17 protein-coding genes are annotated in these 16,870 nt (G+C 70.9%); 6 read left to right on the forward strand and 11 right to left on the reverse strand.

Annotated features, from left to right (window positions below; translation table 11 throughout):
- Window positions 1-10 precede the first annotated feature (10 nt).
- The 4 genes from ACQP1K_RS16740 (at window position 11) to ACQP1K_RS16755 (ending at window position 2,802) form a co-directional block, all read left to right on the forward strand.
- Window positions 11-460, forward strand: coding sequence for a MaoC/PaaZ C-terminal domain-containing protein (locus ACQP1K_RS16740; RefSeq protein WP_433496645.1), 450 nt, complete (start codon window positions 11-13; stop codon window positions 458-460).
- A complete protein-coding gene (locus ACQP1K_RS16745) occupies window positions 460-1,008 on the forward strand; it encodes a MerR family DNA-binding transcriptional regulator (protein WP_433496646.1) in 549 nt (182 codons plus the stop codon). Before ACQP1K_RS16740 ends, ACQP1K_RS16745 begins: the two co-directional genes overlap by 1 nt.
- A gap of 2 nt (window positions 1,009-1,010) precedes the next feature.
- Window positions 1,011-2,159, forward strand: coding sequence for an acyl-CoA dehydrogenase family protein (locus ACQP1K_RS16750; RefSeq protein WP_433496647.1), 1,149 nt, complete (start codon window positions 1,011-1,013; stop codon window positions 2,157-2,159).
- 187 nt (window positions 2,160-2,346) lie between these two features.
- Window positions 2,347-2,802 (forward strand): MerR family DNA-binding transcriptional regulator, encoded by a 456-nt coding sequence (locus tag ACQP1K_RS16755; protein ID WP_433496648.1) that lies wholly within the window; start codon window positions 2,347-2,349, stop codon window positions 2,800-2,802.
- Window positions 2,803-2,818: 16 nt separating this feature from the next.
- Here the strand turns inward: ACQP1K_RS16755 and ACQP1K_RS16760 are convergent, their stop codons facing one another.
- Together ACQP1K_RS16760 and ACQP1K_RS16765 are read right to left on the reverse strand one after the other, a co-directional pair.
- The gene (locus ACQP1K_RS16760) at window positions 2,819-3,535 is read right to left on the reverse strand and encodes a type 1 glutamine amidotransferase (RefSeq protein WP_433496649.1); all 717 of its coding nucleotides are present in this window, start codon (window positions 3,533-3,535) and stop codon (window positions 2,819-2,821) included.
- A gap of 172 nt (window positions 3,536-3,707) precedes the next feature.
- The gene (locus ACQP1K_RS16765) at window positions 3,708-4,472 is read right to left on the reverse strand and encodes an SDR family oxidoreductase (protein ID WP_433496650.1); all 765 of its coding nucleotides are present in this window, start codon (window positions 4,470-4,472) and stop codon (window positions 3,708-3,710) included.
- Window positions 4,473-4,583: 111 nt separating this feature from the next.
- Between ACQP1K_RS16765 and ACQP1K_RS16770 the strand changes: the two genes are divergently transcribed.
- Window positions 4,584-5,450 (forward strand): helix-turn-helix transcriptional regulator, encoded by an 867-nt coding sequence (locus ACQP1K_RS16770; protein WP_433496651.1) that lies wholly within the window; start codon window positions 4,584-4,586, stop codon window positions 5,448-5,450.
- Window positions 5,451-5,469: 19 nt separating this feature from the next.
- On the opposite strand, the gene ACQP1K_RS16775 is transcribed toward ACQP1K_RS16770, so the two are convergent.
- Genes ACQP1K_RS16775 through ACQP1K_RS16785 form a run of 3 tightly spaced genes read right to left on the reverse strand, consistent with a single transcriptional unit; the run spans window position 5,470 to window position 9,025 of the window.
- Complete coding sequence (locus ACQP1K_RS16775) at window positions 5,470-7,221, reverse strand: acetyl/propionyl/methylcrotonyl-CoA carboxylase subunit alpha (protein ID WP_433501562.1); 1,752 nt, start codon at window positions 7,219-7,221, stop codon at window positions 5,470-5,472.
- 8 nt (window positions 7,222-7,229) lie between these two features.
- Window positions 7,230-7,463: an acyl-CoA carboxylase epsilon subunit gene (locus tag ACQP1K_RS16780; protein WP_433496652.1), complete on the reverse strand. Its 234-nt coding sequence runs from the start codon at window positions 7,461-7,463 to the stop codon at window positions 7,230-7,232.
- Complete coding sequence (locus tag ACQP1K_RS16785; protein WP_433496653.1) at window positions 7,460-9,025, reverse strand: acyl-CoA carboxylase subunit beta; 1,566 nt, start codon at window positions 9,023-9,025, stop codon at window positions 7,460-7,462. Before ACQP1K_RS16785 ends, ACQP1K_RS16780 begins: the two co-directional genes overlap by 4 nt.
- Window positions 9,026-9,118: 93 nt before the next feature.
- Between ACQP1K_RS16785 and ACQP1K_RS16790 the strand changes: the two genes are divergently transcribed.
- Window positions 9,119-9,799: a TetR family transcriptional regulator gene (locus ACQP1K_RS16790; protein ID WP_433496654.1), complete on the forward strand. Its 681-nt coding sequence runs from the start codon at window positions 9,119-9,121 to the stop codon at window positions 9,797-9,799.
- Window positions 9,800-9,833: 34 nt separating this feature from the next.
- Here the strand turns inward: ACQP1K_RS16790 and ACQP1K_RS16795 are convergent, their stop codons facing one another.
- The 6 genes from ACQP1K_RS16795 to ACQP1K_RS16820 are packed head-to-tail and all read right to left on the reverse strand — an operon-like array spanning window position 9,834 to window position 16,758.
- Window positions 9,834-10,616 (reverse strand): alpha/beta fold hydrolase, encoded by a 783-nt coding sequence (locus ACQP1K_RS16795; RefSeq protein ID WP_433496655.1) that lies wholly within the window; start codon window positions 10,614-10,616, stop codon window positions 9,834-9,836.
- Window positions 10,597-11,283, reverse strand: a complete 687-nt coding sequence (locus ACQP1K_RS16800) for a thioesterase II family protein (protein WP_433496656.1) — start codon at window positions 11,281-11,283, stop codon at window positions 10,597-10,599. Before ACQP1K_RS16800 ends, ACQP1K_RS16795 begins: the two co-directional genes overlap by 20 nt.
- A 58-nt stretch (window positions 11,284-11,341) precedes the next feature.
- A complete protein-coding gene (gene asnB, locus ACQP1K_RS16805; RefSeq protein WP_433496657.1) occupies window positions 11,342-13,123 on the reverse strand; it encodes an asparagine synthase (glutamine-hydrolyzing) in 1,782 nt (593 codons plus the stop codon).
- A gap of 5 nt (window positions 13,124-13,128) precedes the next feature.
- On the reverse strand, window positions 13,129-14,832 hold the full coding sequence (locus ACQP1K_RS16810; protein WP_433496658.1) for a non-ribosomal peptide synthetase: 1,704 nt from the start codon (window positions 14,830-14,832) through the stop codon (window positions 13,129-13,131).
- A gap of 2 nt (window positions 14,833-14,834) precedes the next feature.
- Complete coding sequence (locus ACQP1K_RS16815) at window positions 14,835-15,668, reverse strand: fumarylacetoacetate hydrolase family protein (protein WP_433496659.1); 834 nt, start codon at window positions 15,666-15,668, stop codon at window positions 14,835-14,837.
- 43 nt (window positions 15,669-15,711) lie between these two features.
- On the reverse strand, window positions 15,712-16,758 hold the full coding sequence (locus tag ACQP1K_RS16820) for a hypothetical protein (protein WP_433496660.1): 1,047 nt from the start codon (window positions 16,756-16,758) through the stop codon (window positions 15,712-15,714).
- Between the last annotated feature and the right edge of the window lie 112 nt (window positions 16,759-16,870).

Genomic DNA, 16,870 nt, shown 5'->3' on the forward strand with positions numbered 1-16,870 from the left:
AGGAGCCCGCATGTTCGACCGGTACTACGACGAACTCGCCATCGGTGACAGGCGCACCTTCACCGGTCTCACCATCACCGAGACCCATGTCGTGAACTTCGCCGGCGTCACGGGTGATCACTTCGGCCTGCACATGGACGCCGAGTACGCCAAGACCACACCGTTCAAGCAGCGCATCGCGCACGGGCTGCTGGTGCTGTCCTGCGGCGCCGGGCTCATCCCGCTGCTGCCCGGCCGGGTCATCGCCTTCCTCGGCATGGAGGAGGTCAGGTTCCTCGCCCCCTGCTTCTTCGGGGACACGATCCATCCCGTGATGGAGGTCCTCGACAAGAAGGACAAGGCCCCCGGCGGCGTGGTCACGCTCAAAGAGGAGATCGTCAACCAGCGCGACGAGATCGTCATCTCGGCCCGGATCAACATCTGGGTCGGTTCCCGCCCCGGTGACGGCGGCACCGCCTGATGGACCTGCCACCAGATGGAACACCGCCGGCCGCGGGCCGGTCTCGCGGGTCCGGCCCGCGCGAATCCCGCGCCGAGGAAAGCCCGGACGAGGACCCCCCGACCTTCAACATCGGCGACCTCGCGCGGCAGGCCGGCGTGTCCACCCGCACGATCCGCTACTACGAGGAGCTCGGCATCCTCCCGCAGCCCGAGCGCACGGTCGGGGGAACCCGCCGTTACTCGAGCGACTACCTCTTCTATCTGGAGGGCGCCCGCATGCTCAAACAGCTCGGCTTCGGTCTCGTGGAGATCTCCGAGCTGGGCCGGTTCGCGCTGACGGGCGCCGCCGCCTCGACGTGGACGAAGTCCTTCCTCCAGGAGAAGGTCTCCCAACTCGACCACAGAATCCGGGTGCTCACCCGCCTGCACGAGCTCGTCAGAGCAGCCGCCTCGTCCCCCACGGCCCCGGGCCTTCCCGTACCGGAGCTGCTGCGATGGGTGAGCGAACGAAGCGGCGACCTCGCCGAGCACCGCCCGGGCGAGCCCCCCAGACCAAGCCGGAGCTGACGATGGAACGCACCCTCTTCGACGCCGAGCACAACGATTTCCGGGATTCCGTACGCGAGTTCATCAAGCGGCATGTCATCGCCGAGTACGACCGATGGGAGGCCGAGGGCCTGGTCGACCGGGAGCTGTGGCGACTGGCCGGCGAGTCGGGCTTCCTCGGTATGGCCGTGCCCATGGCGTACGGCGGCGGCGGCGAACCCGACTTCCGCTACAACGCCGTGCTGGTCGAGGAGTTCGCCCGCGCCGGCGCCGCCTCGCTCAGCTCGGGCTTCGGGCTGCACAACGACGTCGTCACGCCCTATCTGCTCGAACTCGCGACCGAGGAGCAGAAGCAGCGCTGGCTGCCCGGGTTCTGCTCCGGCGAGATCGTCAGTGCGATCGCGATGACCGAGCCCGGTGCGGGAAGCGACCTCAAGGCGGTGCGGACCACGGCGATCCCCGAGGGCGACTGCTACGTGCTCAACGGCACGAAGACGTTCATCACCAACGGCATCCACTCCGACATGGTCATCGTCGTGGCGAAGACCGACCCGTCGGCCGGCACGCGCGGGATCAGCCTGCTCGTCGTCGAGCGCGGCATGCCGGGCTTCCGCCGGGGCCGCAAGCTGGCCAAGGCGGGCATGCACGCCCAGGATACGGCCGAGCTGATCTTCGAGAACGTACGGGTCCCGGCGGAGAACGTGCTCGGAGAGCCGGGCCAGGGCTTCGGCTACCTGATGCGCAACCTCCCGCAGGAGCGGCTGTCCATCGCCGTCGTCGCCGTCGCCGCGGCGCAGGCCGCGTTCGACTGGACCGTGCGGTACTGTCATGATCGGAAGGCGTTCGGCCAGGCGATCGGCAGTTTCCAGAACAGCCGCTTCGCGCTCGCCGAGATGGCGACCGAGATCGAGCTGGCCCAGGTGTACGTGGATCGCGCGATCCTCGAACTCAACGCGGGAACGCTCAGCCCGGTGGACGCGGCCAAGGCCAAGTGGTGGACCACCGAGCTGATGAAGCGCACCACCGACACCTGCCTCCAGTTGCACGGCGGGTACGGCTACATGGACGAGTATCCGATCTCCCGTGCCTGGCGCGACGCGCGCATCCACACCATCTTCGGGGGTACAACAGAGATCATGAAGGAGATCATCGGCCGGGATCTGGGATTCTGAGCGGAAGATACGCGGGTTTCCTGTTTTCTGCGCCACACCGACAATTTCGGATGCTAAACTTAACGGTACCCGTTAAGAGGGAACTTCCAGAGGTTGAAGGAGTCCGATGGCCGCGCGCACCTCCTCCCGAGGGAGAGCAGCCTCTGCCACGGGGGCGGAACCCCCGTCGGCCGCAGAGGAACCCGCAGTGGGAGCCACAGAGGATCATACCGAGGGCGCGCTGCTCAGCATCGGTGAATTGGCCAGGCGTGCGCGGGTTTCGCCGCGCACCATCCGGTATTACGAGGAGCTCGGCATACTGCCGGTGCCTCCGCGCACGGCCGGCGGCACCCGCCGCTACCCCCTCGAGTACATCTTCTACGTGGAGGGCGCGCTCCTGCTCAAGGAGATGGGCTTCACGCTCGAGGAGATCGGGGAGCTCGGCCGGTGGGCCCTCGATCGCACGAGCGTCGCCTCCGACCGCATGCAGGCGCTGCTGCAGGGCAAGGTCGCCCTGCTGGAGCACCGCATCCGGGTGCTCAACCGCCTGCACGACCTCGTCGTGGAGGCGACCCGCGGCCGCTCGAAGAAGAACAAGCCGACGCCCGAACTGCTCCGCCTGCTCGGCGAGGAAGCACAGCTGGCCAACAACGCGCTCGAATGATCGTCGGCGGACGTCCCTAGGGACGTCCGCCCTTGACCACGGCGGCGAAACGGGCGGCCACGTCGCCCCACGCGGCCCGTGCGAGCGGGTCGTCGATCACGGCGGCGGCGTACAGCCGATCGAGATCGAGTCCCCGCCGGCGCGCGTTCTCCACGTCCCACTCCCGGATGCGTTCCGGCCGCGCCTCGGGATGGAACTGCACGCCCCAGGCGCGGTCGCCCAGCCGGAATGCCTGGTAGGGGCAGCGTCCGGTCTCGGCCAGCCAGACCGCGCCCGGCGGCAGGGCCGTGATGGCGTCGATGTGGTTCTCGATCGCCGGGACGGCGGCGGGCAGCCCGCAGAAGACCACGTCGTCCGCCGCCTCGGCCCGCACGGTGATGGACGTGCTGCCGTGCTCGGGCGCCCCGGCGTCGCCCCGGACCTTCCCGCCGCCGACCGAGGCCAGCATCTGCCCGCCGAGGCAGATGCCGAAGAACGGCACAGACCGGGCGAGGGCCTGCTCGACGAGGGCGCGGGCGGCCGGCAGCCAGGGCGCCCTGCCGTCGTCGTCCGGCAGGTAGCCGCCGCCGAGCACGATCAGGCCGTCGTGCTCCAGCCGCGGCGGAAGGGCGGACCCGTCGAAGGCGGTGGCCACGTCGACGGCGACCCCGGCGGCGGCCAGCCATTCCCCGAAACGTCCAGGACCTCCGCCCGCCTCATTCTGTACGGCGAGCACACGCGGCTTCTCCGGCATGAGGTCTGACCTTACCTCCCTGTCCGGCGTGCACGTCCGCGAGTCCCCGGCGGGCGGGGAACCCCGGCCCGGCCTCTTTACGGTGTAGATTTCCTGGTCGGCCCGGCCGCCGTCGCGTCACCGCTTGTCGTGCCGCCCCGGCCGTCGATGTGACGCCGCGGTGCACGCGTGGCTATCGGCCGTGGGGGTCCATCGCGTTGAGCGTCTCGACGACCTGATCGTAGTCGCCGCGCGCCTCACCGTGGCGCAGGAACTTCACCCGCTCGACCTGGATCTCCTTCGCGTCGGGCCGCGTCTCGATCAGCGTGAGGACCTCCGCCACGAACTCGTCGAGCGGCATCGCCGACGCGTTGTTCTCCTGCGTGGGCAGCAGAGAGGTGCGTACGGACGGCGGCTCGAGCTCCACCACCTTCACGGACGTGTCCGCGAGTTGCAGGCGGATCGACTCGCTGAGCATGTGGATCGCGGCCTTCGACGCGTTGTAGCTGGGTGTGGACTTGAGCGGCGCGAACGCCAGGCCGGAGGAGACGGTGACGACGGTGGCGTCCGGCTGCGCCCGCAGGTGCTCGATGAAAGCGGCGATGAGGCGGATCGGGCCGAGCACGTTCGTCGTGATCACCGACTCCGCCGAGGCGAGGAACGACTCGGGCCTGTGCCAGTCCTCGACGCGCATGATTCCGGCCATCGTGACGAGGACGTTGAGGTCCGGGTGATCGGCCGTCACCGCTTTCGCCGCTACGCCGATGCTCGCCGGATCGGTCGTGTCGATCCGCACGGTGCCGATGCCGGGATGCTCCGCGGCGATCCGCTCCAGCAGGTCGGCACGCCGCCCGCCGACGATGACCGTGTTCCCCCTGTCCCGCAGTGCGACCGCGAGGGCGAGCCCGATGCCGCTCGTGGCACCCGGAATGAAGACGGTGTTCCCTGAGATTTTCATGCTCCCAGCCTGCGCGACCGGGCGCGGCGGATGCAGAGAGCGCTTATCGGGGGATCGGCGGTCCCTGGCTCGCGGTCGTCGATCCCATGACCCGGGCGGATACTGAACAGCATGAACCGCGAAGCACTCGCCGACTTCCTGCGCCGCCGCCGTGAGACGCTCCGGCCGCAGGACGTGGGGCTCGCCAAGGGCCCGCGCCGCCGGACCCCGGGTCTGCGCCGTGAAGAGGTGGCGGCCCTCGCGGCCATGTCGGCCGACTACTACACGCGGCTCGAGCAGCAGCGCGGTCCGCAGCCCAGCGAGCAGATGCTCGCCTCGCTCGCCCGTGCGCTGCGGCTGACGGCGGGCGAGCGCGACTACCTGTTCCAGGTTGCGGGGCACAACGCCCCGGCGTCCGCTTCGGCCGCGACGCACGTCGCTCCCGCGCTGCTGCGCGTGCTCAACCGTCTCGACGACTCTCCGGCGCTCATCCTGTCCAACCTGAGCGAGACGCTGGTGCAGAACCGGATGGCCGCCGCCCTGTTCGGCGACAAGTCCGGCTACACGGGCCTCGCCCGCAGCGAGATCTACCGGTGGTTCACCGATCCGGCGGAGCGGCTGCTCTACCCGGAGGACGACCGTGACAGGCAGAGCCGCGCCCGGGTCGCGAGCCTGCGCGCCGCCTACGGCTCGATGGGCCCGCGGTCCCGGGCCGGCGAGCTCGTACGGACGCTGCGCAAGGCGAGCGCGGAGTTCGCCGAGCTGTGGGACCGGCATGAGGTGGCCAGACGTTTCGAGGACCACAAGACACTGGTCCATCCCGAGCTCGGCCCGATCGAGCTGGACTGCCAGGTGCTGTTCACCGAGGATCGATCTCAGGCGCTGCTCGTGCTCACCGCTCCCCCGCGCAGCGAGGGCTATGAGAAACTCCGGCTGCTCGCCGTACTCGGGCAAGAGCACTTCGCCGAGCCGGGAGGCGGCTGGTCACGATCTCCCTGACGGCGGGGGGCGGTAGCCGTCACGCCTGGTCCTTGATCTCGCAGATGACGGCGCCCGCTCCGACCGTCGCCCCCACCTGCGCGGACAGGCCGAGCACGGTCCCCGCCTTGTGGGCGGAGAGCGGCTGCTCCATCTTCATCGCCTCCAGCACGACGATCACGTCACCGGGCGCGACCTCGTCGCCGTCGGACGCCACGACCTTGACGATGGTCCCCTGCATGGGACTGACCAGGGAGTCGCCACCCGCAGCGGCCTTCTTGCCCGCGCCCGCGCCGGACCGCCGGGGCGCCGCCTTCCTCGGCTCGGCGCGCCCCGCAGCGCCCAGCCCCGCCGGCAGCACGACCTCCAGGCGTCTGCCCGCCACCTCGACGGTGATCCGGTCGCGTTCCGCGGGCTCGGCGGCTCCCACCTCGCCGTCGTACGGGGCGATCGTGTTGCCGAATTCGGTCTCGATCCACCGGGTGTGCACGGTGAAGGGCTCGCCGGTGAACGCCGGATCCTCCACCACCGCCCGGTGGAACGGCAGCGCGGTGGGCATGCCGTCGATGTGGAACTCGGCCAGGGCACGGCGGGCCCGTTCCAGTGCCTGGGCACGGGTGGCGCCGGTGACGACGAGCTTGGCCACGAGGGAGTCGAAGGCGCCGGGCACGGTCTCGCCCTGCTCGTAGCCGGAGTCCACCCGGACGCCGGGGCCCGAGGGGGCGCGCCAGCGGGTGATGGTGCCGGGGGCGGGCAGGAAGCCGCGGCCGGGGTCTTCGGCGTTGACGCGGAACTCGATGGAATGGCCGCGCGGCAGCGGGTCGCCGCAGCCGAGTTTCTCCCCCGCGGCGATGCGGAACATCTCCCGTACGAGATCGACCCCGGTGACCTCCTCGGTCACCGGGTGTTCCACCTGGAGCCGGGTGTTCACCTCCAGGAACGACACGGTGCCGTCCTGGCCGACGAGGAACTCGCACGTCCCGGCGCCCACGTAACCGGCCTCGCGCAGAATCGCCTTGGAGCTGTCGCGCAGCAGGGCCTCCTGCTCGGCGGTGAGGAAGGGGGCGGGCGCCTCCTCGACCAGTTTCTGGTGGCGGCGCTGCAGGGAGCAGTCCCGGGTGGAGACCACGACGACGTCGCCGTGCGCGTCGGCCAGGCACTGGGTCTCCACGTGCCGGGGCCGGTCGAGGTAGCGCTCCACGAAGCACTCGCCCCGGCCGAACGCCGTCACGGCCTCGCGTACGGCGGACTCGTACAGGCCGGGGATCTCCTCCAGTGTCCTGGCCACTTTCAGGCCGCGCCCGCCTCCGCCGTAGGCCGCTTTGATGGCGATCGGCAGCCCGTGGCGTTCGGCGAAGGCGACGACCTCCGCCGCTCCGGAGACGGGATCAGCCGTGCCGGCCACCAGGGGAGCGCCGACCTTCTGCGCGATGTGCCGGGCCTGGACCTTGTCGCCGAGCGCGACGATCGCCGCGGGCGGGGGTCCGATCCAGGTGAGCCCGGCGTCGATGACGGCCCGGGCGAAGTCGGCGTTCTCGGCCAGGAAGCCGTACCCGGGATGCACCGCGTCGGCGCCGGACCGCCTGGCCGCCTCGATGACCTTCTCGATCGACAGGTAGGTCTCCCCCGGCGTGGTGCCGCCGAGCGCGTACGCCTCGTCCGCCATGCGCGCGTGCAGCGCGTCGCGGTCCTGGTCGGCGTAGACCGCCACGCCGGCGATGCCGGCGTCCCGGCAGGCCCGGATGACCCGGACGGCGATCTCACCGCGGTTGGCGACCAGCACTTTTCGGATGGCCGTGCTCATAGAAGTCCTCCAAGACTCCATCTCGACTCCCGCCACCCCTGCGAGCCGCTCGCGGGGGGACGGCGCAGCGCGTGCCGGCGGGCCGCATCGCGCCAGCCGGAGGGGGCCGGCGGCACGGCGGGACCGGGCCGCCGCGCCGCGAGCAGCGCCACGGCCAGCGCGGCCAGTTCCTCGGGCAGCGGAACGCCCTTCACCACCTGGAACCCGGGTGTGCCACGGAACTCGGTCACAGCGGGATGTTCCCGTGTTTCTTCGGCGGCAGGACGGCCCGTTTGCCGCGCAGCATGCGCAGCGCACGGACGACCTCGCGCCGGGTCTCGCGTGGCGCGATCACCGCGTCGACGTAACCGCGTTCGGCCGCCAGGTATGGCGTGGCGAGGGTGTCCTCGTACTCACGCACCAGCTCGGCCCGCAGTGTGTCGGGGTCGCCCGCCGCGGCGAGCGTCCTGCGGTGCAGGATGTTGACCGCGCCCTGGGCGCCCATCACGGCGATCTGCGCGGTCGGCCAGGCGAGGTTGACGTCCGCGCCGAGGTGCTTGGAGCCCATGACGTCGTATGCCCCGCCGTACGCCTTCCGGGTGATGACCGTGACCAGCGGGACCGTGGCCTCGGCGTAGGCGTACAGGAGCTTGGCCCCCCGGCGGATGATGCCGTTCCACTCCTGCTCGGTGCCGGGCAGGAAGCCGGGCACGTCCACGAGCGTCAGCACGGGGATGCCGAACGCGTCGCAGGTGCGGACGAACCGGGCCGCCTTCTCCGAGGCGTCGATGTCCAGCGTGCCGGCCAGCCGCATGGGCTGGTTGGCCACCACGCCGACGGAACGGCCCTCCACGCACCCGAAGCCGACCACGATGTTGGGCGCGAACAGCGCCTGCACCTCCAGGAACTCGCCGTCGTCCAGCAGGGCGGCGATGACCTCGCGCATGTCGTACGGCTGGTTGGGCGAGTCGGGTACGAGCGTGTCGAGGGCGAGGTCCCCGTCGCCGATCTCCAGGTCCGCCGGGAAATCGAACGGCGTCCGGTCGTCGAGGTTGTTCTGCGGCAGGTACGACAGCAGCGCCCTGGCGTAGTCCAGCGCGTCGTCCTCGTCCTGCGCGAGGTAGTGCGCGTTGCCGCTGCGGCTGTTGTGCACGCGGGCGCCGCCCAGTTCCTCGAAGGTGACGTCCTCTCCGGTGACCGTCTTGATGACGTCGGGGCCGGTGACGAACATGTGCGACCCCTCGTCCACCATGACGGTGAAGTCGGTGAGTGCCGGCGAGTAGACGTGCCCGCCCGCGCAGGCGCCCATGATCAGGGAGATCTGCGGGATCACGCCCGATGCGTGGACGTTGCGGCGGAAGATCTCGCCGTACAACCCCAGCGAGACGACGCCCTCCTGGATGCGCGCGCCGGCGCCCTCGTTGATGCCGACGATCGGCGCTCCGATCTTCACGGCCAGGTCCATGACCTTGCAGATCTTCTCCCCGTACACCTCCCCCAGGCTGCCGCCGAAGACGGTGAAGTCCTGGGAGAAGACGCAGACCGGGCGGCCGCCGACCGTGCCGTGGCCGGTGACCACCCCATCTCCGGCGACGCGGGTGCGCTCCATGCCGAAGGACGTGCCGCGGTGCACGGCCAGGGCGTCCAGTTCCGTGAACGAGCCGGGGTCGAGCAGCCGCTCGATCCGCTCGCGCGCGGTGAGCCTGCCCTTGGCGTGCTGTTTCGCGGACGCCCGTTTCTCACCGCCGCGAACCGCCTCGTCCAGGCGTTCTTCGAGGCCGGCGAGACGGGCCGCGGTGCCGCGCGGTTCCATCGATCACCACATCCGGAACTAGGACTCAGTTTCACAGAGACAATACTCAGTCCCATTGCGGTGGACGACACCGGGGTCCGCGACAATGGCCGCATGCCCACACCGCCCATCAGCCATCGCCTCGCCGAAGCGGCGGTGGCACTGTTCGACGAGAACGGGTACGACGAGACCACGGTCGACGACATCGCCGCCCGGGCAGGAGTGAGTCGCAGCACGTTCTTCCGCTACTACCGGTCCAAGGAAGACGCGATCTTCCCCGACCACGACACGCTGCTCGCCAAGGTGGACGCCCGCCTGCGCGCCTCGACGGCGGACACCGCGATCGTCGCCGTGACCGACGCGGTCCGCATCGTGCTGGCGCACTACGTGGCGGACGCGGAGGTGTCGCTGCGCCGCTATCGCCTCGTCGGCCGCGTCCCGGCCCTGCGTGACCGGGAGATCGCCAGCGTCGCCCGCTACCAGCGGCTCTTCCGCGAGTTCATCGGCGCCTGGCTGGCCGGCTCCCCCGACGCCGGTCTGCGCGCCGAGCTGATGGCCGCCTCGGTCGTGGCCGCGCACAACCAGGTCCTGCGCGGCTGGCTACGCGCCGGCGGCACCTACGACCCCTCCGGTCCTCTCGACCACGCCCTCGGATACGTGATCGCGACCTTTCACCACCTCGAACAGCCGAAGGATGACCGGGAGCACCAGATCGTCGTCGCCACCTTCAACCGCTCGGCCTCCCCGCAGGCGGTCATGGAGGCCATCCAGACCCATCTGAGCTCTCACCCCTGAGCGGATCGCGGCAGGTGCGGACGGGCCGGCGGTCTCAGCCGCTCCGCTCGAGGAAGCTCAGCACCCGCGGGCTCGCGACGTCCCGGAACTCCTCGAAGTACGCGTGCCGGGCTCCGGGGATCAGCTCAAGGGTCACGTCCGGGATGCGCTCCGCCAGCAGGTGCGCGTTCTCCACCGGGTTGAGCCGGTCGTCGGTGCCGTGGACGACCAGGGTCGGTGCGTCGATCCCGGGCAGGAGGTCCCAGGCGTCGTGCCGGTTGCTGGCCCGCAGGTGATGCGCGCGGGCGTAGGACGGCATCCCCGGATCGCCCAGCGTGTTGTACGGACCCGGGTGCGCGGCCGTCCAGGCGGGGGTGTACATCAGGTCGAGGAGCGCGGCGCGGGCGGCCGCGGGGTCGCTCGACGCCAGGGCCCGGCGAACGCCGTCGTCCCGCTCCACCGCGCGCGGGCCGCCGGGCGAGGTGCACCCGAGCACCAGCGAGCGCACCCGGTGCGGCTGGTCGATCGCGAGCCACTGCGCCACCCGGCCGCCCATGGACGTGCCGTAGACGTCCGCCCGCTCGACGCCGAGCTCGTCGAGCACCGCGCGGACGTCCGCTGCGAAGAGCCTGGTGCTGTAGGGCACATCCGGCTTGTCGCTCTCGCCCGCGCCGCGCGGGTCGACGGCGACGGTGGTGCGCACAGCGTCGAAGTCCGCGCGGACGAGATCCCACCAGTGACGGTCGTTGGCCTGGCCGGGGAGGAGGACCAGCACCGGGCCCGCCCCATGGACGTCGAACGCGATCCGCGTCCCGTCCTCAGCCGAGGCGTAGGGCATCCGACAGCACTCCTTCGAGTTCGGGCGAGCGCAGCAGCTCCGAGTGCCCGCCGGGGAAGACGTGCGCCGCGCATCCGCCGTCGGTGACCTCGGCCCAGGCGGCGACGCTCTCGGCGGAGGTCAGCGGGTCGTCGCGCCCGCGGGCGGCGAGGACCGGGCAGGACACCCGTGGAAGCCCGGCGCCGATCGACTCCCTGAGCAGCCGGAGGTCCCGCAGCGCCGTCTCGGCCACGACCTCCCGCCACTCGTCGGTCGCGGCCGGCAGCCCCGGGTCCACCACCGCGAGATATGCGGCGGTGCCCTCGACGTCCCGGGTGGCCTCCTCGGGGATGGTGAGCAGGCTCGGCGCGGCGGCGCCGATGACGACCAGGCCGGAGAGCTCGACCCCGGCCTTCTCCAGGGCCACGGCCGTGGAACAGGCGACGTAGGCGCCGAAGCTGTGCCCGACGAGCGCGCACCTCGGCGGGCGCCGTCGCAGCACCTGTTCCGCACAGGTGTCGACCAGCTCCCGGTACGACCCGGCGGAGCCGCCGAAGCCGCCGCCGAAGCGGCCGGGATAGCGCATGAGCCACGCCGAGGCGCCCAGGCCCGCCACCAGGGGCCGCAGTTCGCCGCCGAACGACCCTGCTCCGGGGAAGACGACGACATCCTGCCCGTCGGCGCTCACCCACTCCTCCTTCTCCCGCTGCCTGCTGCCTCTGCCGCCCGAGCCGTCCGAGCGACGGTCAGAGTTCGAGCCGAAGCTCGTCCATCACGATCGCCATACTGATCACGCTGATCGTGAAGTCCCACTTGTCCGCGGGACCCTGGTCCGGGTCGGCGTCGAGGGCGCCGGGGTCGAAGACCCCGGACGCCGCGACGAGCTCGCGCCACCCGTTCCAGGTGCGTTCATCGGTGATCTCACGCAGCCCGTACGCCGTGAAGCCGTGCTTCCCGCGCCGCAGCACCAAGTCCGGGACTATACCGGCGTACGCCGACCGCAGGCAGGCCTTGCCCTCGAAGTCCACCATCTTCGCCTGGTCGCTCGTGCGCAGCGCGGCGGCGACCACGGAGTTCCCGAGAAACGGATACCGGCCCTCGACCGAACTGCGCATCACCATCGCGTCGCCGTGGTCGCCGAGCAGGTGCCCCGAGAGCTGGACGTACACATCGGAGATGGAGCGGAGCTGCATCTGCGAGAGCGACCTCACCTCGTCCTCGGAGAACGGGATCAGCCGGGTCCGCCAGAACTCCTGGCCGGCCAGGGCCTCGCGGGCCCGCCGCGTCAGACAGACGTCCCGGCGCCGGTCCACCCGCCGCCAGTCGACCTCCCAGCCGAAGTCGGCCCGGCCCCAGGCCTGCTCGTTCTCCGGCCGGGCGGTGCGCCGGGACAGGGGCGAGCTGTCGAAGGCGTAGGAGTCGTAGCCGAAGAAGAGCTCGTCGGCCCCCTCGCCGGAGACCACTCCCTTGACCCCGGCGGCCCGGACCGCGCCGGCCAGCATCATCGCCGAGACGTTGTACGTCTCACGCTGCGGATAGCAGCAGTGCCGGACCATCTCCTCGAAGGCGGAGACGACGTCGGAGCGGCTGCACCGGATCTGCTCGTGCTTGCTGCCGGCCAGCTCCGACACCTCGCGCTGGAAGCGGCCCTCGTCGAGCGCCGGGTCGTCGAAGACCACGGAGAACGTCCGGATCGGCCGGTCGAGCAGGGCGGCCGACTCCATCAGGATGGCGGTGGAGTCGAAGCCGCCGCTCAGGTAGGCGCCGATCTCCACGTCCGCGTGGAGACGGTCGCGCACCGACTGTCGCAGGCACTCACGCAGCTCCGCGCCGGACGGGGTCTCAGCGGCCGGTTCGAACTCGCCGTACCGCCAGTAGCGGTGGGTCTCCGGCTGCCGGTCACCCGCACGGAACAGTACGGCGCAGCCGGGCGGCACGGCGTACACCCCCCGGACGAGCGTGCGCGGCGCGACGATGTTCCCCAGCGACAGGTACTGGTCCACCGCGCCGACGTCCAGCCTCCATGACCGGTCGATGCCCTGGACCAGTGCCTTGAGCTCGGAGCAGAAGTGCACGCCGGAGTCGGTGACGGTGTAGTAGAGCGGGCAGATCCCGAACCGGTCGCGGGCCAGGATCAGCGCGTTCTCCGCCCGGTCGAGGATGACGGTGGCGAACTGGCCGTCGATCAGGCTCAGTCCTCCGATGCCGTGCCGGGCCACCAGCTCCGGGATGACGGCCACGTCGACGCCGTTCGCCAGGTGGTCGGCTCCGGCCCGCCGGCGCAGCTCCCCGGCGTTGTACACCTCGCCGTTGGTCATGGCGGCGTACCGGCCGCCGCGTTCCTCCGCCGGCTGCCAGCCGTCGGCCAGGCCGTTCATGCCGAGCCTGCCGAGCTTGACGGCGAGCGACTCCGTGTTCAGCGAGTAGGTCTCGTCCGGCCCCCGGTGGACGAGCCGGGAGTGCATGGCGGCGACCACGCCGCGGTCGAAACGGCCGGCCGGGGAGTAGATCCCGCACACGCCACACATCGCGGCTACACCCCCTGCCCGGTCAGCCGGTCGGTGAGCGCGCGCAGGTTCTCCGCCCGGAGCACGTCACGCACGCCGGCGTCCATCCAGCCGAGCTCCTTCAGCTTGTTGACCAGCAGGACCGTGGAGGCGGAGTCGCCGCCGAGCATGAAGAAGTTGTCGTCGGGAGTGGCGTCCGTCACCCCGGTGAGCCGCCGTACCAGCTCCAGCACCTGCTCGGCCGGGCCCAGCGCTGCGGGCTCCGCCCGCGCCGCCCTGCGGCCCGTACGCAGGGCGTCCCTGTCGACCTTGCCGTTGCGGGTGTACGGCATCGTCTCGACCCGGGTGATCACGGAGGGGACCTTGTAGACGTCGAGCACCGCCTCGAGGTGCGCGCGCAGCTCCCGGGGGGTCGCGGAACCCTGGTAGTAGCAGACCAGCGCGTCATCGCCGGCGGCCTCGTCCGCCTCGTGCGCCTCGGCCACCACGACCGCCTCGGCGACCCCGTCGAGGCGGCAGGCGGCGTTCTCGACCTCGCCCGGGTCGAGGCGGTAGCCCCGGACCTTGAGCTGCCGGTCCAGCCGCTCGACGTAGTAGAGCCGGTCGTCACGGCGCTCGACGATGTCTCCCGTCCGGTAGACCCGGCCCCCCTCGTCGTCGAGGAAGGGCCGCAGGCCCTCGGCGGTGAGATATCCGACGGCGACGCTCTCGCCCCTGATGACGAGCTCGCCGCGCTCCGCGCCGGCGGAGCCGGCACCGTCCGGGGACGGGAGGGGCGCGATCTCGCAGGCGCAGTCGCCCACGATCTCGCCGAGCGGCACCGACGCCGTGCACTCGCCCGGGTCCAGCACGCCGGTCAGCAGGTTGCAGACCGTCGTCTCGGTCAGTCCGTAGGCGTTGTGGAAGGCCGCCACCGCCGACCAGGCGCGCAGCACGGCCGGACGGCACGCCCCGCCGCCGTTCACCACATGCCTGAGAGCCATGCCGCTCGTCGGCTCCGTCGCCGTCAGCGCGAACGGGGTCGTCTTCAGATGGGTGATCCGGTAGGTCTCGAGGGTGTCCTGGAGCACCGCTCCCGGACTGAGCATCGTCTCGGGCACGATCACCAGGCAGGCGCCGGACGTCAGGGTCCAGAGGATCTCCGTGATGCAGCCGTCGAAGGTCAGGCGGGCGAACTGGAGCGTACGCGACCGCGTATCCAGCTCCAGGACCCGCACGTGGTCCTCGATCATCGGTGTCAGCGGGTCGGCGCGGACCAGCACGCACTTGGGCTCGCCGGTCGAGCCCGAGGTGTGGATGGCGTAGCCGATCCGGCCGTGGCCCCGCACGGGTTCCGCGCCGTCCGCGCCGCCACCCCACTCGGCCGGAGGAGTGACGAGCTCGGCCGCCGGGGAGCCGGGGGCGCTGCGGGCGAGCAGCCGTACGCCCAGGAGGGAGACCTTGGTGGTGTTCGAGGACTCGCTGTCACGCGGGTCGATGAAGACGAACGGGCGTCCGGCGACCAGCGCGCCGACCATGGCCACGATCGAGGCGGAGGTCCGCTCGGCCTCGATCCCGAAGAACTCGCCGGGGGCGGTGAGCGCCTCCAGCCGTGCGGCGAGGTCGGAGGCGTGCTTGCCCAGTTCCCGGTAGTTGAGCACGCCGTCCACGGTCTCGATGGCGTCGCGGTCGGCGTGTTCCTCCACGGCGCGCAGCAGCGCGTCGGCCAATGATGTCTGCCGGCCGATCATGGTCAGCCCTTCACCACGTGCGAGAGCGTGCCGACGCGCTCGACCACGGCCTTGACGGTGTCCCCGGATCGGAGCGGGACGGCGCCGGGCGTGCCCGTGCAGATCACCGTGCCGGGTGTGAAGGTCCGGCCGGCGGTGAAGTACTCGACCAGGTACCCCAGGTCGTACTTCATGTCGGAGACCAGCGCGGTGGCGACGACCTCGTCGTTCCGCACCGTCGACACCCGGAGGGAGGCGAGCTCGTCCGAGGCGAACTCGTCCAGCGTCACCAACTGCGGGCCGATGCTGCAGAAGGTGTCGAAGCCCTTCGCCCAGGGGATGTAGCGCGGGTTCTCCCGGATGACGTCCTCCGCGGTCAGGTCGAGGACGGCGGTGACGCCCGCGATCACCGACCGCCACTCGTCGCGCGGCACGTCCTTGCACTCACGGCCGATGACGAGCCCGAGCTCGGCCTCCGCCGTCACCGTGCCGGCCTGGGCGGGCAGCACGATCTGCCCGCCGTTGTCGATCAGGCAGTTCCGCGGTCGCAGATAGGAGCCCGGCCCGGACTTCGGCTGCTCGGTGTTCAGATCCTCGGAGTGGCCGCGGTAGTTGAGTCCGGCCCCCCAGATGTCTCCGCGGTCGGAGATCGTGAGCGCCGACTCGAGCGGGTCGCCGGCCGGGGCGGTGGTCTCCCGCGCCGCGTCGAGCAGCGCCTCGAGTCGCGCACGCGCGGGGTCCCGCAGCAGGTCCGTGAGGTGAACCGGACCCTCCGTACCGGAGACCGGCAGCCAGTCTCCGCCGCGGCTCACGCGCACCTCGTCGCCGCGGGCGGTCGCGAATCTGGCCAGTCTCATGCGTTCCTCCAGGGCACCTTTGGGCTTTCGGGGTTCACGGTGGTCACAGGGAAGCGCCGGCCGCGTCCCGGCGGGAGATCCGCTCGGCGGCCGCGTGGATGTCGTTCTTGCCGACGCTGGTCCGCGCGAGGTCGGCGGCCTTCTCCATGAGCGAGGCCGCGTCGACCTCGCACTCGACGCACAACTGCTCGATGAGGGGGAAGAAGCCCGAGTGGACGCCGATCACTCCGCCGAGCACCTGCATGTTCCGGTCGTCCGGAATCACCCGCAAGGTGGTGCGGCACAGCTCCGCCAGCCGGGCGAGCTCCTTGTAGTCGAACCGGTCCTCGCCGGTGACCTGCAGGATGCCCGCCAGGGACTCGAGCTGGGCGTTGCCCGCGCCGCGGCCGATGCCGTTGAGCGTGCCGTCGACGATCGTGGCGCCCGCCTCGATCGCGGCCACGCTGTTCGCGGTCGCCATGCCGAGGTTGTCGTGGCCGTGGAAGCCGACGACGTCGAACAGCTCACCGGCGACCGTCACGTACTCCCGGACGTCGCCGGGGAGCATCGAGCCGTACGAGTCGACGATGTACAGCCCGGCGATCCCGGAGGGAACACCGCTGAGCAGGCCGGGGAGGTCCGCGGCCGGCGTGACGCTGGTCTTCATCAGGTTGAGGTAGACCTGGTCGCAGAGCTCCATGGCCCGCCCGATGTAGCCGAGGTTGTCGGCGACCTGCTCCGCCTCCATGCCGATGCGGACGAAGGACATGCCGGCCGAGCACAACTCCGCCAGCGTGCTCAGCCGGCTGAAGCCCGGCTGGGCGAACATGCCCCAGTCCGTGTGCGTGAGCTCGGCTCCGGCGATCTCACACCAGCGGTGGACGTCGATGTTGCACGGGGTGATACCGGTCCGCTCAGCCTCCAGGCCGAGTCCGTGTCCCAACTCGACCTTCCGGATCGGCGTCAGGTCGAGGCGGCCGAGCAGCTCAATCACGAACTTCTCGTCGAGCTGGAAGTCGACGGCATAGGAGCCGTCCCGCAAGGTCGTGTCCAGAAGCTCGACGCCTGCCGTTGTGAGCTTCGGTGTCAGCACGCTTCCCAGTTCGGGCATGATTGCACTCCAAAAGCCGAAGGTCCATGATTGGCCAACTGAAGGCGACGCGAATAAAGGGCGACCGAAAACAAACTTCGGTGTTCACCTGCGAGCCTCGAATGGTGAGTGA

Source organism: Sphaerimonospora sp. CA-214678 (genome assembly GCF_050942215.1).
Taxonomy (GTDB): Bacteria; Actinomycetota; Actinomycetes; order Streptosporangiales; family Streptosporangiaceae; genus Sphaerimonospora.